Below are 14,683 nucleotides of genomic sequence, written 5' to 3' on the forward strand. Positions count from 1 at the left end.
AGCTGTCGGCGTGCAGACTGTGAAGCCGATCAGATGGCCATGCTGCACCCGGCTGACATGGGCCACTCGCAGGCGAGCAAAGTGCAGGACCTCTCCACCGCAGTGCAGCGTTGCGGTACAGATGATCTGGCCTGGGTTGAACGCGGGGGTGCCAAGGTCCTCGGTACACTCGATGTAAATGCTGTCCAGGCTGATGCTGAGCACCCGGTACAGTGCGCCCTAGGGCTGCGAGGCGGTACCCCCGAGGTGCAGCGTGATGCTGGGCGGCGCACTGCACCTCGGGTATTCCCGCTGCTCGCAGACTCCTGCCGTTTCGGGAAAGTCCAGGCGCAGTACAGCCGAATCATCGCTGTGCCGGAGTGTGCCCGCGACCACAAATTCCCCCCCTCCCGGAAGACTGCCAAAGGCCAAATAGTTCAGCGCTGCAGACAATTGCTTTGCTGAAGGGCCAAAGCGCCTGACCACCATATGGCCTGACTTTACTTCCACAGCGTTGATGTTGGCGGGAATTAGGTGAGGACCGTCATCGAACAGCAGCAGGGGCGAGCGCAATTGCTGCAAACGCTTCAGATTGCGCCTAATTTGCAGGCCGCCGATGGCGGTAGCTGTTGGGTTGGGCTGTTGGAGCAAAGGCTGTAATGGGCAGCAGGCATGGCGCGGACTTTTCGCTGCTAGTACACGCTCAGCATAGGTTGGCCGCCGGCGATAAATGTGATGCAACTGTAAAGTCAACGCTTTGATGCCGCAGCCGGAGCATCCGGTCATCTGCCGAATCAGGTCTCAGCTTGTGCGCTGGGCGATGTCGATGATGCGGTCCAGGCGAGTGTTTTTTAGCACGGCAAGGAGGTCGGGTGAGGCGTTGATGAGATGAAAGCCGCAGCCCCGCGCGCCGAAATGGCTGCGCATCTTGAGCACTGCCAAAGTGGCGCGGGAGTCCAGAAAGTTGAAGTTACGCAAGTCCAGGAAGATGTCGACCCGCTTTGCGTCGCTCTGGCAGGCCGCCTCGCAGTAGGCGACGAAACTTTCACCGTCTGTTCCCGGCGTGTACACCACCGGAGCGCCGTTGGCCGTAAGCGAAGGTTCTGAAATGAGATCCATGGTGTCATGTCTCTGTTTTATTTTGGTTTCTCTTTTGGAACTGAAGACGCTCTTACAAAGATTATGAATTCACATGATTTAAAATCGAGCCGCTTTTTGTTCGATGGCAGACGGAACTTAGCACCCGACCCGACAAACGCCAGCAACAGCAAGGTATGGTTCCGAGCGCTGAGATTGTCACCTATCGCGCTCGGCACGCTGGTTTTTTGTAAATTTCCTCGGCTTTCTATCGGCTTCAAATTAATCTCGGCCTTGAAGGTATGGGTTCAGAAAACTCAAAGCGCCTCCGAGTCGGGCATGGTTTTGAGGGGGCTCCATTTCGCTATGTCAACGGGCTGCCGCAGGCGCGCTGGGGCGACACAAACCTGCCACAGTGTGCATCAGGATACAGTGTCAAATCCTTACTAGGAATATTGTGTTTTGTCTTGAGGCCCAACTATGAAGTCGAATAGCTGCCCCCCGTTACCAACGCACGTGGGCGAGCAGGTGGCCGGTATGGCTGATTTAATCCACGCTGAATTTCTGTTTAGCCGCATTCCGGTACATATCCGGGACTTGCTCTCAATAGAACAACGTCAAGATACTATGAATGCCTTTCTGAGAATGGCTTTGGAGCGTAACTCTCCAGTCAAGTTTGAAGCGGTGTTTCCCTTTTTTTTCCGACGTTATTACATGGTCCTCTGGCTGGGACGGGACCGCAGAAAGTCGACAGTCGCCACCGAGCGCGCCCGCCGCGAGCGGGTGCCCCTGTCCATCAGGACTTTTTTTTACCTAGCCCTGCTCTGGCTTGTGTTGACCAGTTTTGGTTTGCTGGCTTTCATGGGTCTTTATTGGACCAAGAGTTTTTTGGGGATAGATTTATTCCCGAACTATCACTTGAAAGACTTTGTTGAATTGTTTGTGGAATGGATTTCCTAATGCGCTTAGCCAAGTTAGTTGTTTCTTGTTCGGTATTAATGTTTTTGCTGGCATGTTCTTCGACTGAAAAGTTACTTCGCACCCCAAAAGTTGACAGCGACAGCGTTTTACTTCCCTATGACGTGCAGACTTACAAAAACAGTGTCCACACCTTTGATGCCATCGACTTGATGCCAACGATTGAACGTGAACGGTGGCTCAGACGGGTGGATTACATTTTTGTACTTTGGGATGAGGCCGGTATAGCTGGACCTGAGACAGACGCCATGTCTCCCAAGGTGCTAGGACGAGAGATCTTGCGTCGACTGAATGAGACACTGCCGTCGAGCGGTCTGTCGGGCGCGCTGTTGACCACCGGCAGTGGCCAGCCCTTTTCAAGCGCAGCTTCTGCGGACACCTATGACCCCAAAGCCATTGAGTCTCAATTGAACAAACGGCAGGGCCCTCTGTCGTTGGGCGGAGGCAACCTGGCGCCGCGGATCGATGCACTCACAGAATGGGCGCGCCTGCATCCAGGACGTACGGCCATCTATCTCATTACTCAGTGGGATCGGCTGGATGCAAATGCAATAGAAGCCATTGCAAGATTCCACCAACGGACCGTCCATGGAAGTGGGTTGACGTTAGCTGCACAAGGCACGAGATGGAGTGGTAAAGATGGACTGGGAGGCTGCTTTTATGCCATTGGCGTGGGAAATACCTATTCTCGTGAAAAATTCTTAGATGTAAGCGATTGCGGTCTTGGGGCGACCTTTGACGCCATTGCCCAGCCGCGAGACATGGCCAATTTTGTTTCACGAACACTATTTAGCGGGCCCTCTGACACAGACGGCGACGGAATTCCAGATTACTTGGATGAATGTCCGAATACGCCCCCAGGACGTTTGGTGAACAGCAAAGGCTGCTTACGTTTTCCCGATTCAAAGGTTGACTAAAAAGCCATGAACAAATCAAAAATTCTGCACATTTGCTTGATCGGCATCTCGCCGCTAGTTTCGATCTTAGTTCAGGCTAAGGAACCGGCGCTAGGGCTTGTGCCACTTAACATCGAACAGCGCTATCAGGCAGCCAAAGCCGCTCCCACGGGAAATGACACACCTTTACCTATCGAAATTCCAAAGCTTCCCATTGCAGCTTTAGCAGAGGTTAAATCCTCAGGCACTGAAGTACGAGCAGAACCGTCTAAATTAGAAGAAAAGGCAAATGAGTCCCTCGGCACGGTCTCTTTGGACGAGCGTATCCAACAGCAGGGCCTTCGTACCGAGTTGGTTCAATTTGGCTATGAATTGTTTAACAAGCCGGCCGTGACATTTTCCCCGGCTGAGACCTTGCCGGTTCCCGGCGACTACGTGGTGGCGCCCGGTGACACATTTGCAGTCCAGGTGTTTGGCGCCACTGATGTCCAGTACAAACTGGTCGTTACGCGGGATGGACGAGTGCTGCTGCCGGAGGTGGGTGCCGTAAATGTTGCCGGATTGACCTTCGATGAATCCAAGTTGGCCATTCAGTCCCTAATTGGCAAGGTCCGCATTGGTGTGCAAACCGTAGTCACTTTGGTGGACCTGCAGGCGATTCAAGTTGTTGTAATGGGTGAAATACACAAACCTGGCACCTTTACTGTGCCTGGCATGACCAACCTATTTAATGCGTTGGTGAATACAGGCGGCATAAAAACAACGGGCTCTTTACGAAACGTAGAGTTGCGGCGTCAAAACCAATTGGTTGCCAAATTAGATTTGTACGAGATGCTGTTGAGCGGTAAAAGCCGCAACAACCCATACTTGCGTCAAGGTGACGTGATCTTCGTGCCGCCCTTAGGTCCCACCGTCAGTGTTGCCGGAGAGGTGAATCGGCCGGCCATATACGAACTATTGCGTCCAATCTCCGTACAGTCAGCAATAGGCATGGCTGGGGGGCTTTTACCCACTGCGGATCCTTCCAAAACGCAGATCCGCCGCCTTCAAGGTGGCAAGACATATACCTTGATTCAAGCTGATCTGACAAAGCCAGGTACCAGCCCGCTCATTAGCAACGGCGATCAAATCCGCGTCTTCCCTGCACTTAACCGCATGGACGACATTGTTTTACTCTCCGGAAATGTCATCACACCTGGTGCCTATCAATGGAAGCAGGGCATGCGTATTTCGGACCTTGTAAAAGACGTGCAGCTGTTACAGCAAAGAACTGATTTCAATGCCGCTTTGTTGGTGCGAGAGCGGCGCATTTCACGCCGCATCCATGTCCAATATGTAGCGCTTGGGCAGGCGCTGGAACAAAACGATTCAGCGGCCAACATTAAACTTCAGCCACGTGATGAACTCATCATTTTTGATACGAATTCCGCACGTGACAAAGCGTTGGCCAATACCGTGCAGGCATTAAAGCAGCAGGCCTCTGTGGAAGAGCCAGCTGAAGTCATTGAACTCAAGGGGTACGTTAAACATCCTGGGGCCTATCCGCTGGAGCAGGGCAAACGGTTACTAGACTTAATACGCGCAGCCGGCGGCGTGCAGGATGGCACCGACATGAACTATGCCCTGTTGATACGCAAGACGGATCTCTCACAACGCATTGAGCCGATTGCCATCTCACTGGGAAAAGCACTTGCTAAGCCGCTTGGTGACCACAATCCCAGCTTGGTGGCAGGGGACAAGGTTTACCTATTCGATCCAAAGGTAGATAGGCCAAAATTGTTGGCCGAAGAGATTGAAACCCTTGTGCGCCAAGCAGGCTACGGTGAGCCGGCACCTATTGTGCAGGTAACCGGAAAAGCGCGCCAAACTGGACAGTTTCCCTTGACGCCCGGCATGACGGTTAAGGACCTGATTGACGCAGCGGGCGGCTTGAAAGAAGATGCCTACGGTCAGACGGCTGTTCTTACTCGTGAGGACCAAATGGCTAACGAATACATGCGTGCACAGCATACCGAGGTCAATCTGTTAGGGAAAAACCAGGTACTGCCCGATGCTAGCATGCAGTTGAAGGCACGAGACCGCCTTGTCATTCGCGAAAAACCTGAAGGAGATAACATTGCCAAGTGGGTGACAGTAAAAGGCGAAGTTCGGTTTCCGGGTAGGTACTCCATTTCTAAACGCGAGACACTTTGCGAATTTATTAGGCGTGCTGGCGGGTTCACCCAAGATGCATACTTGTTCGGAACAGTGTTTAGCCGCGAATCAGTGAGAAAGCGCGAGCAGGAAAATATTGACAAGATATTCCGCGAATTTGACACTCTGCTGGCAGAACTGCACACATCTCCTTCTTACGACAATGACAAGAAACTGACCACACAGAAAAGTGCCAACGATACCTTTCAGGTCATTCGCCAGCTGAAGGCGCCAACGGCCGTAGGACGCATGGTGATTGATATGGAGAAAGCCGGCCGCCAATGTACTGAGGTTGCCGACTTCGTGCTCGAAGATGGTGACCAGATTGAGGTGCCCAAGCTACAGGAAGAGGTCACGGTAGTCGGACAGGTCTACCATCCAATGTCCCACAAGTACAAAAAAGAGCGCGGAGCACTAGATTATGTCAATCTCAGCGGAGGTCCAAAAGAGTTGGCACAGCGTGAGCATGCCTTTGTGATTCAAGCCAATGGTGAAGTGGTCTCCCTACGCAGCAGCATGAGCACTTGGACATGGTTAAGCCGACCTGAGAACATCAGTGTGACACCAGGGTCCACCATCGTGGTACCACTGACAGTCGACCGCATCAATGGGCGCGAGTACACACAAAGTCTGATAGATACATTATTCAAAGCAGCGGTGGGGACTATTGGCATCAAGTCCTTACTTGGCCTGTGAAGCCACTATTGGTCCCCGCATCAGGTGAAGCTTATGGCTGCGCGCTGGAACCTCGGATCTGAAATTACCCATGCGGATGATGTCACTGCCGTAATGGATTTTTGAGACGGAATTAATGCCAAAATGACCTACTCGAAAAGCAACATCGATGGCGAAGTAGACCTTTTTGAATATGTTGCCTTGCTTCTTCGCTATCGCTACCGCATGGTTATCGCCGCAGTATTGGCCGCCATAATTGTTTATGGGTTTACCTTTCTGATGCCAGTCAAATACTCGGCTTATGCATTGGTCGCGTATAACAATTACGACAAACCCGGTGGCGTTGCATTAAAAGAGTACCGAGGCGGCGACACAGTGAGCTTGCTTGAGCGCGACATAATTATCGACTCTTCATCGGAGAACGAAAAGGAACGTTTGTTGGCTAGGTTTCGTTCGTATGCATTTGCAACCTATTTCATTGAGAAGAATGGTGATCTCTTGAAATTAATCTATCCCAAGGGCTGGGATGCAGAAAAAAATAAGTGGAAAGACGGCTTTGAAGTGGACACCAGAAAGGCGGTGGACATTTTCAACAAGGAGCTGGCTTGGGTCAGTGCTGATGAAAAAACGGGCTTGCTTACTGTGGGATTCAATGCCAGCGATCCTATCATCGCCGCGAATATGGCCAATACTGTAGTGGAAGATTTCAAAAAATATCAGAGAAATTTGGTGTTGAAACAACTCGACAGCCGGCGCAAATACCTTGAGTCCAGACTGACAATTACCTCAAACCTCGAATTTCAACGATCCATATACAGAATGTTGGAAGCCCAAATGTCGGCCGAGACATTGATCAATGTTCGTGACAACTATCCATTTGAAGTCATTCAACCTGCCATCACACCGCTGACCAAGAGTTCGCCGCAGCGGATGATGTTTGCCTTCCTTACTTTGATTGCTGTCCTATTCCTCGGAGTCGCTTATGTAATCGGCAGGGAATTGATCACAAAAATGTCTAGTCAATTGAAGACGTACAACGTTGAAAAAAAGATTGAGTCAAAGATGGGCTCGGATAACGATGAAAGCGGTGGCTGGGCGGAATAATTTTTTGTATGTTTAAAATGAATATAAATAATATTTATCAAACGGCACGCAAGAAAATTTCCAATATAAATACGCTGGGAGCGTTAGTCAGCCGTTTCTTGGGGATGGGGTTGCAGTTCCTCTCGGTGTTAGTAATGGCGAGAGCGCTGGGAGCTGCAGATATAGGACTGTTCTCTTTGTATTCTTCGTTTTTGGTCTTAATTTCTGCCATGATCGGATTCGGGTCGCCGGTAAATTCATTTACCCTGGTGTCGCGGCTGCACATCAATGAAGATTGGAATGGGATCTGGCATTACTTTTGCGATATCGTGAAGGTAATGCTGGTGGTGACGTTGGTTTTATTCGCGGCGTACTTTGTAATCACCCTGGTGAGTAATGGGTGGGGTGTCGATTATTTGACTGTACTGCCATACAGCCTGGTAGGCGCAGTCATTTTCGTATTTTTGAGAAACGCATTCGAATTCATGCAAGCGATGTCTAAAACTACAGTTGCAATGACGCTCGAAAACGTGCTCGCCCCCCTGGTTATGATTGCCTTCATTGTAGTGACAGGCCTGCTGGGAGTAGATATAGAAGCGCAATGGGTAATGCTCGTCAATATATCCATTTTTGCAGCACTGGCTGTCGCAATGTTCAAGTTGACAGTCCGCAAACCGGCTCACAAGCAGGTCTCATCGCCAGAAATTTCACTGAAATTATTCAATAAGTCCACATTTGCACTGTGGATGAGTTCTATTTTAGATATGGCATTTGTGAACGTGCCGACGATCCTTGCTGCCCAAGTTGCGTCAATGGCTGATGTTGGCCGTTTTTCCATTGCATTCAGGTTCATAGCAATGATTGCCAGCTTATTAATGGTGGTTCGAGGAACCCTAGGCCGTGATTTAATCAAGCACTATCATGCAAAGGACTACGACGGTTGCCAGCAGGTCATGCGCTCAATGCAGAAATTTGGCTTGGTTATTTATGCACCCATCATGCTGGTCTTTGCGGTTGGTGGTGAATATCTCTTCAATCTCTTTGGCAAGTCATTTGATGGCGCATATGTTTACCTATTGATTTTAGGAGTTGGTCAGCTGGTATATGCAGCATTCGGGTTTTCCGGTTTCGTACTGATTGCTATGGACGAGGGTAAGTTTGAAGCTTTTTTCAGTATGTTGTGTATGCTTCTATTGGTGTGCATCGCATGGTCACTGCATCATTACTCAGCAAAGGGGGTTGCCATAGCCTTTAGCGTGAGTATCTGTGTGCGCTCATTTATTCCGTATTTATATGCCAGACGTAAGTTGGCGTTATTGAAAAAAGGAACTTGATATGCGCCACGGTTTTATCTTTCCTGGTGAGGTAGTTGGCGGACATGAAATGATGGCCGCCAAGATTCTTCGCGCTTTGAAGCAGTGGGAAAAACAAATTGTCATTATTTCTTCGCGCACTATGCACGCAAAATTGGTGCAATTTATCGGAGAAGATTTTGAGTGGGTAGAAGCCCAATTCACAACCTTTCGTTTTGAGTCAATTCTGGGCTATTTTAACCCGGCCTATTTTAAAAATAAAGTTGAAGCCAGACGGGTCGTTAACGGGCTCCAAACTGCCACCGTCGTATTAGGCGGGGTAAATGCAAACCACAGCGCCGTCTTGGCCGTAGGCAGTGCATGTGCCGCAACGGGTGTGGACTCACGCATTTATATTCCCATGTTTCACTTTCCCCATGAGATGGAGGTAAAGCCACTCACTGGCTTATCAAACCGGCTGTCCGCAATACGCGTGTTCAGGAGGATCGACACCGTTTTAACTATCGATGAATTTTGGGCGCAGCGGGTCAGCCAGTTTGCCAAGCGAACGAATCTGAAGGTGCAAGTGATTCATAATTTTTTGGCGAACAAAGCACCACTGGCACCAACGCATAGCGGGGGGTCTGACGAGAAGCGACTCTGCGTGGTAGGGCGGATGGACAAAGAACAAAAGGGCATGGATTATCTGTTGCGGATTCTTCAGGAAATGAGCGCTTCACCAGGCTTGCCCAAACACACTTGGGTTTTCATAGGTGACGGACCGCACCTGCCTGCCATCAAGTGCTTTGCTGAGCAATGCCAAAACCCCAATATGGTGTTTGAGATCCTTGGCTGGCGCGACGACAGCCAGGCCCTGATAAAAACATGTGATGCATTAGTGCTTACTTCCCGATGGGAGGGCATACCCACCGTGGTGGCTGAAGCACTCATGCTCAAGCTGCAGGTCTTTGCCTTTGATATTGCGGCTATTGATCGCTTGGTAACGCGCGATGAACGGGTGCCTTGTTTTGATACGTCGGCCTACGCCCGCAAAATAAAGGAGTATCTGCAGAGGAGTAATACCCAAGAGTTTGCACCAAGACCTTATTTAGAAATGATGTGCGAAGAAGCGCGATTCCAAAAAGAAGCCTGCGATGTGTACTGAACGCATGCAGTAACCGTACTGCGGCCGTCACTGGTGGCTGTTGGCAGCTATAGACTTTTGGCTGTTGAGGTGGCGCTTATGGATCGCGTTCAACGAAATGACGAGGCTCGCAAACATGACTCCATCCGGATTGATGAAATCCAGATTCAGGATCATGTTCAGCACGGCATTGATCATGGTGCAAAGAAGCGCGATTTGCAGCGAACTGTTCCGTAAGTTCAAAGCCGTATATCTCCAATGCAAACTAATTTGATTGGAAATCAGCTTAAATGCGAAGATCAGGTAAAGCGACGCTCCTACCAAGCCATATCGATAAGCAACACCTACAATACCAATATCATCGGCGAAAAAATACTTCCAAATCAGTTTGGAGTCGGTAATTGTCGCTGCACTTGCCATTCCCATGCCTAGTAGCGGATATTTCTCAATGATTCCTAAAGCTTTTTTGTAAGAGTCATAGCGAACGTCTTTGCCAGCAGCATTTTCAATGGCCAGGTGGTCAAAGAAACTAACGATTCCGTAGGCTTGGCCCAGGATAATGATGGGCAGCAGCATCATGAATAATGGGGCCCGCCTCTTGTTTTTCAGCAAGAAGAAAAAAGCCACAGCACTGATCACAATCCCAGCATTCAAGGAGCGGCTGGTATAGAGATTCAATGACAGTACAACAAATGCAGAAAACATGAGCCACGTACCCCGGTTTTCTTTGTCTGTGCCCAGTTTATGCAAGAACAGCGTGGCGCTTATAACCATGACCTTGAATGGAATTTTCAGCCGGTAGCCTCGGTAATCAAATGTCACAAGGCCGGCTTTCCAAGGGTCATCAGAAACGAAATAAATGGGCAAAGGCAGTGTGAAATAAGAGAACAAATAGACGATGACACTCCACTTGAAAACCGAAATGATAGTGTTTTCAATTTCGGAAATGGAAGTACCACTAACGTAGAGAAAAACAATACAGGGACTGAGGAGATAGTTCAGGATTGCCCGGTTCGCCAATACGCTGGGCAGCATTGCCACGTTGTTGTGATTGGAAAACAAATAGGCAGGAATCGTAGTTACAAGCGCTATGCCAAAAATTGGCCCGAAAAACCAAAAGCTCCAACTGATCGAGCTATTTTTGACCTGCGCTGCAAAATAAGCCGCGTAAAAAAAAAGCAATACGGTTACGCCCAAGCTCAACTCTTGCATTCGGTTGTATAAAAAATACTTACCCGATTGAAATCCGCCAAACAAGGCGATCCACAGCATCACCTTTAGTATGGCTCTGTGACTTATTAGCGCCGAACCGCCCTGCAACTTGTCAGCACTAGGTGGCGTCTGTTCCAAGCCGGCAATCATACCTTCATCCTTTTAAATCTTACCCAGCCCGCAGCGTAATAAGTGGAGTTTTTGTTTGAACCAAACCTTCACGTACGATTTTGCTAATGCGGCCAAATAAGCAAGTGCATAGCCCAAGATGAAAATTGCACATATCTTCAAGAACCCGTCTGTCAACTCGGTGGTAATGAAGACGGCAGTTAACAGCGTTAACTGGTGAATGACGTAGATTTCCATTAATTTGTTATGCAAGGCGGTCGTTAAGGCCAGCTTGATATTGACATACCGATAAAACAAGCCGTTAAGCCCGAAAATAACTGTCCAGGCAACAAAAGTCTTGGTGATAGGCAGTGGCAGTGGAGAAAATTCAAAATGAATGGACATCGCGATGAGTGCCAGTACTGACAGCGGCCAGGCGAGTGCCGCATTTCGCGTCAAGAAATCGCGTCGCTGCATAACAATGATGCCGACCGTGTAATAACAAGCAAAAGATACCAGTGACGCTATATCGCTGAAAAAGTTACGCTTCACCGGAAAATAAGGGCGCAGAAAGGTTTCATTGACAAATGAGATGATGATTAGAAATACAAATACATATGCCACGTATTTTGGCTTTATCACCAAGCCGAACTTCTTTGTGAGGTCATTTACGAGTTGGTGGACGGTTACAAAGAAAAGGATATAACCGAGATACCACAGGTGGTACCACGAAAGTTGCCCTTTGAGGATATTACCGAAATAGGTGGTGAAATACGTCCATAACACAGCATCCGGGTTGGTGTAGCGTTGGTGCAGGTAGTTGGCAGTAGCCACCAGAATGGGTGTGCCAATAATCAGCATCGGCAGCAGTTTTTTCGCAGTTCGAGTGGAAATGTTTTGGCGCTTGATGCTTATGCTAAAAGCTGCGCCGGAAATGAAAAACAGCAGCGGCAAGCGCCAGCTGCTGATAACTTCTGCGCCCAGCTGTGCGCCAGGCAGGGGTGTGAGGTGGATTCCCCAGCCCTCCGGCGCGAATAGCTTTAGCGTATGAAATAGCAACATCATGCTGAACGCCATGGCGCGCATGTTGTCGAGGTAATGGAGGCGACCTCCTGCGTATATTGCAGTCACGAGAGTTCTTTTCTCATCGAACCCAAGACCTTTTCCCAGGTGTATTTCTCGCGCACTTTTTTGCGCGAACCTTGCTCCAGTACTTGCCAGGCTTCGCGATCAGTCAACAAGGTGTCAATGGCCTGTGCCATTTCTACTGGCGTGTCGGTGATAGCCAGTTCTTGCATATGCCGGGCATCAATGCCTTCTGCGCCGATGCTGGTGGTGACGATAGGCAGGCCGCGACACATGGAATTGAGTACTTTGACCTTAATGCCTGATCCAAAGCGCAGAGGTGCCAAAGAAACCCGCGCTTCATTGAACATGGGCTCCAAATCTTTCACAAAGCCACTAAAGACCACTTGGGGCAGGTGCCGGGCGTTGTCCAACAAACGCTGATCAGGTTTGCTGCCCACTATTTTGACAACTACCTCTGGATGCTTGGCCAGCACCAGCGGCAGCACCTCATCAAAGAACCACAGCAGGCCATCTACATTGGCTTCCCAATTCAGAGTGCCCACATACAACAATACAGGAAGTGAATCCTCAAAGCGCAGTGAGGGCAGTGTCAATTGGCTGTCATCACCCAAATGGTATGTCTCGCGAAACTTGGTCCGATCCACCCCAATGCCAACCAGCGTGTCAATATCGTTCGGCGACGCAAATACCTTATCCGCTCGTTCGCAAATTTTCTTTTCACTGGATTTGACCCGCTTGCCCTCAGCCCAAGTGACGAGTCGGTAAGGCCAGGAAGCATCCGAGCTTGCGTAGCGCTCCCACATCAAAAAGGTTGCGTTATGGGCGTGGAAAAAGATCTTGCCTTGGAAGTCATCAGGGACATACTGGGCGGACTCATAGTGGTCAACCAAAATCATGTCGTATTGATTAGCTACTGCCGCAACTTCGGACTTGAGTTTGCTTGATCGGTCGCGATACACATTCAACGGCATGCCTAATGCATAGCTGATAAGGAGGTTCTTGGCGGATCGCGGAATCTCCACCGTATCGTGCAAGAAGTGCCGAAGCTCGACTTGCTTTTTCATCTCGTCTTGGTTATCTGTACCGTAACGAATAGGACAAGCCAGTCCTACATCAAATGTACTGGCCAAGTACTTCAGCATATTCCAGCTCTTCATTCGACCGCCACTGGTAGGTGGGTACGGTAACTCAATGGTGAGCATTAGCAACCGTGGGCGCATATTCTGCATGGTCAGAGCCCCAACTTTTGCATTACACGGCGGGTCACGGCGCCAACAAACTCCTTCAATTTGTCCGCCCTGTTAGTCTCAATGCTGTACTTTTGTAATTGAACAGGCAACCATGGTGATATGCGTTTCAGAATGTCTTGTGGCGTAACGCCGGTATTGCTCTGAATAGTGCAAAAGATACCGTGGTTTTGATCCGAGAAAAGCAGCTTGAATTCCAATGGCGCAAATTGGTCGTAAAGCCAGACATTCTGCGAGGCGTGCAAATACAAACCATCAGGACGGGGCGTAAGCGTATGAAATGCATCGACGCGTGCTTCTGACTCTAGATGCGTCCAGTACAAGGTGTATTCAGTCCAGTTAATGGTGTAGCTGGAAAGCAGGACCTCATACCAAGATTTTTTGAACTTATCAGAAATGCGTCTAGTTAATGTGATGCAAACTTCTTTTGACAATATCTCGGGCGTTACACAAAGCCCGGTAGTTGACATTTGGGGCTCAACTCCTAGTATCGTTCCCGAACTTTCCCACCAATCGGAGTGCTCCTGCTTCGGCTCGGTTTGGACTAAAGACTTGCCATCAATAATCAAGTCGTCGTAGCCGAACGCTTGTGTAGCAAACATGTCGGGATCGAATACGATGAAAAAATCATTCTCGACTAATTCTGCGCAAAACAGTTTGATGATCTGCTGGCGGTGCCAAGGACGCACCTCATACCATTTATTGAATTCTCTAAATTTTTCGAGGTATTTATCTTCAGACACCAGCCGAATCGGAAAGTCACTCCATGCGCGTGCGTGGATGGCAATTTCTTCTGCTTCTTCGGGGGGGACAATGATGATGAACTCTGAAATTAGGCCTTTATCCATGAAGCGGCGCAACGATTCAAACAATATGTCGCAGCGACCGACGTTATGAGGGTAGTGGCGTCCTTTGATTTTGAGCGCCATGATGGCGCTGATTTGCTTCATGGTGGTCAATCCAGTATGCTCTAAAGTAATGTTTAAGCGATCTTATTTCCGCCCCATTCGACATTGTGGACAAACTGTAAATTCTCCAGTGACCTGAATGATTGGCAGGTGGAATTCAATTACGATGCACGCACAGCCTGCCACTACCAGTCGTCACCCATTGGAGTCATTGTGAGTCCTTCCTTGCGCATTATCGGATATGCCACATTAATTGGCCCTCCGCAGGCCGTTTACTTGCATCGTTCTGCCCAAGGGACGCGTTCAGAATTGGATGGCTTGCCACTTTGGCTGGTTCTGTTCACTGAGTTTTTGCTGCGGGCCACCGTCTTTACCTTGGGCATTTTCCTAATTGGCGAATGGATGGGGGCAGAAATTTTCCTACTTTATCGAGTGACTTATTTCGCTATAGCCATGGCGGTCTCAGGTGCAGTTCACACGGTGATTTACTACCTCACCCTGGGTGTAGGAGCCAAACATTGGCAGTTTTCGACGATGCAGCGCTTGTATCGTTTGGGGCGCAATTTAACCTATTCTGTGGCGCCGGCATTGGTGGCTGCATTGGCTACACTGGTCTGGCAAGACTTGCGCTACATACCACTTTTTGAAGGCGATACAGTCTGGAGTATTTCCGCGGCGGTTTGGGGGTTGTTTATGCTGCTGGGAATTTGTGAGGCCATGTTTGTCAATCGCATTCCGACCGGCCTGGAGCGTGACGCTGCCTTGCTGCAATCCGGCCGCTAGTAGCCTTGCAGCCCGCATC

Annotated in this window: 12 protein-coding genes; 7 read left to right on the plus strand and 5 right to left on the minus strand. The window is 49.5% G+C overall.

Annotated features, from left to right (window positions below):
- Window positions 1-780 precede the first annotated feature (780 nt).
- Window positions 781-1,098: an STAS domain-containing protein gene (locus tag QZW03_RS10415; RefSeq protein ID WP_296509934.1), complete on the minus strand. Its 318-nt coding sequence runs from the start codon at window positions 1,096-1,098 to the stop codon at window positions 781-783.
- A 495-nt stretch (window positions 1,099-1,593) separates the two neighbouring features.
- On the opposite strand from QZW03_RS10415, the gene QZW03_RS10420 reads away from it, so the two are divergent.
- The 6 genes from QZW03_RS10420 to QZW03_RS10445 all read left to right on the plus strand — a co-directional run bounded on the left by QZW03_RS10420 (window position 1,594) and on the right by QZW03_RS10445 (window position 9,338).
- On the plus strand, window positions 1,594-2,016 hold the full coding sequence (locus QZW03_RS10420) for a hypothetical protein (RefSeq protein ID WP_296509935.1): 423 nt from the start codon (window positions 1,594-1,596) through the stop codon (window positions 2,014-2,016).
- Window positions 2,016-2,951 carry a thrombospondin type 3 repeat-containing protein gene (locus QZW03_RS10425; protein ID WP_296509936.1) on the plus strand — a complete coding sequence of 312 codons (936 nt, stop codon included), beginning with the start codon at window positions 2,016-2,018 and terminating at the stop codon, window positions 2,949-2,951. The genes QZW03_RS10420 and QZW03_RS10425 overlap by 1 nt, the downstream gene beginning before the upstream one ends.
- Before the next feature lie 6 nt (window positions 2,952-2,957).
- Window positions 2,958-5,819, plus strand: coding sequence for an SLBB domain-containing protein (locus tag QZW03_RS10430; RefSeq protein ID WP_296509937.1), 2,862 nt, complete (start codon window positions 2,958-2,960; stop codon window positions 5,817-5,819).
- 123 nt (window positions 5,820-5,942) lie between these two features.
- Entirely contained in the window at window positions 5,943-6,902 is a 960-nt protein-coding gene (locus QZW03_RS10435; protein WP_296509938.1) for a Wzz/FepE/Etk N-terminal domain-containing protein, read from the plus strand.
- Between the two features lie 8 nt (window positions 6,903-6,910).
- Complete coding sequence (locus QZW03_RS10440) at window positions 6,911-8,215, plus strand: oligosaccharide flippase family protein (RefSeq protein ID WP_296509939.1); 1,305 nt, start codon at window positions 6,911-6,913, stop codon at window positions 8,213-8,215.
- A gap of 1 nt (window position 8,216) precedes the next feature.
- Window positions 8,217-9,338, plus strand: coding sequence for a glycosyltransferase (locus QZW03_RS10445; protein WP_296509940.1), 1,122 nt, complete (start codon window positions 8,217-8,219; stop codon window positions 9,336-9,338).
- Between the two features lie 27 nt (window positions 9,339-9,365).
- Here the strand turns inward: QZW03_RS10445 and QZW03_RS10450 are convergent, their stop codons facing one another.
- From QZW03_RS10450 to QZW03_RS10465, 4 genes are all read right to left on the minus strand, one after another.
- On the minus strand, window positions 9,366-10,679 hold the full coding sequence (locus tag QZW03_RS10450) for an O-antigen ligase family protein (RefSeq protein ID WP_296509941.1): 1,314 nt from the start codon (window positions 10,677-10,679) through the stop codon (window positions 9,366-9,368).
- A 12-nt stretch (window positions 10,680-10,691) separates the two neighbouring features.
- Complete coding sequence (locus tag QZW03_RS10455; protein WP_296509942.1) at window positions 10,692-11,768, minus strand: acyltransferase family protein; 1,077 nt, start codon at window positions 11,766-11,768, stop codon at window positions 10,692-10,694.
- The gene (locus QZW03_RS10460) at window positions 11,765-12,868 is read right to left on the minus strand and encodes a glycosyltransferase (RefSeq protein WP_296509943.1); all 1,104 of its coding nucleotides are present in this window, start codon (window positions 12,866-12,868) and stop codon (window positions 11,765-11,767) included. The genes QZW03_RS10455 and QZW03_RS10460 overlap by 4 nt, the downstream gene beginning before the upstream one ends.
- A gap of 89 nt (window positions 12,869-12,957) precedes the next feature.
- Window positions 12,958-13,923 carry a DUF6492 family protein gene (locus QZW03_RS10465; RefSeq protein WP_296509944.1) on the minus strand — a complete coding sequence of 322 codons (966 nt, stop codon included), beginning with the start codon at window positions 13,921-13,923 and terminating at the stop codon, window positions 12,958-12,960.
- Window positions 13,924-14,094: 171 nt separating this feature from the next.
- Between QZW03_RS10465 and QZW03_RS10470 the strand changes: the two genes are divergently transcribed.
- The gene (locus tag QZW03_RS10470) at window positions 14,095-14,664 is read left to right on the plus strand and encodes a hypothetical protein (RefSeq protein WP_296509945.1); all 570 of its coding nucleotides are present in this window, start codon (window positions 14,095-14,097) and stop codon (window positions 14,662-14,664) included.
- Window positions 14,665-14,683 lie beyond the last annotated feature (19 nt).

The sequence above is a fragment of the Rhodoferax sp. genome (genome assembly GCF_013297935.1).
Taxonomy (GTDB): domain Bacteria; phylum Pseudomonadota; class Gammaproteobacteria; order Burkholderiales; family Burkholderiaceae_C; genus Allorhodoferax.

Coding starts and splice junctions, on each gene's coding strand:
- QZW03_RS10435 (WP_296509938.1), top strand. CDS start 5,943: ATGACCTACTCGAAAAGCAACATCGATGGCGAAGTAGACCTTTTTGAA.
- QZW03_RS10445 (WP_296509940.1), top strand. CDS start 8,217: ATGCGCCACGGTTTTATCTTTCCTGGTGAGGTAGTTGGCGGACATGAA.
- QZW03_RS10425 (WP_296509936.1), top strand. CDS start 2,016: ATGCGCTTAGCCAAGTTAGTTGTTTCTTGTTCGGTATTAATGTTTTTG.
- QZW03_RS10460 (WP_296509943.1), bottom strand. CDS start 12,868: ATGCTGAAGTACTTGGCCAGTACATTTGATGTAGGACTGGCTTGTCCT.
- QZW03_RS10465 (WP_296509944.1), bottom strand. CDS start 13,923: ATGAAGCAAATCAGCGCCATCATGGCGCTCAAAATCAAAGGACGCCAC.
- QZW03_RS10420 (WP_296509935.1), top strand. CDS start 1,594: ATGGCTGATTTAATCCACGCTGAATTTCTGTTTAGCCGCATTCCGGTA.
- QZW03_RS10450 (WP_296509941.1), bottom strand. CDS start 10,679: ATGATTGCCGGCTTGGAACAGACGCCACCTAGTGCTGACAAGTTGCAG.
- QZW03_RS10440 (WP_296509939.1), top strand. CDS start 6,911: ATGTTTAAAATGAATATAAATAATATTTATCAAACGGCACGCAAGAAA.
- QZW03_RS10430 (WP_296509937.1), top strand. CDS start 2,958: ATGAACAAATCAAAAATTCTGCACATTTGCTTGATCGGCATCTCGCCG.
- QZW03_RS10415 (WP_296509934.1), bottom strand. CDS start 1,098: ATGGATCTCATTTCAGAACCTTCGCTTACGGCCAACGGCGCTCCGGTG.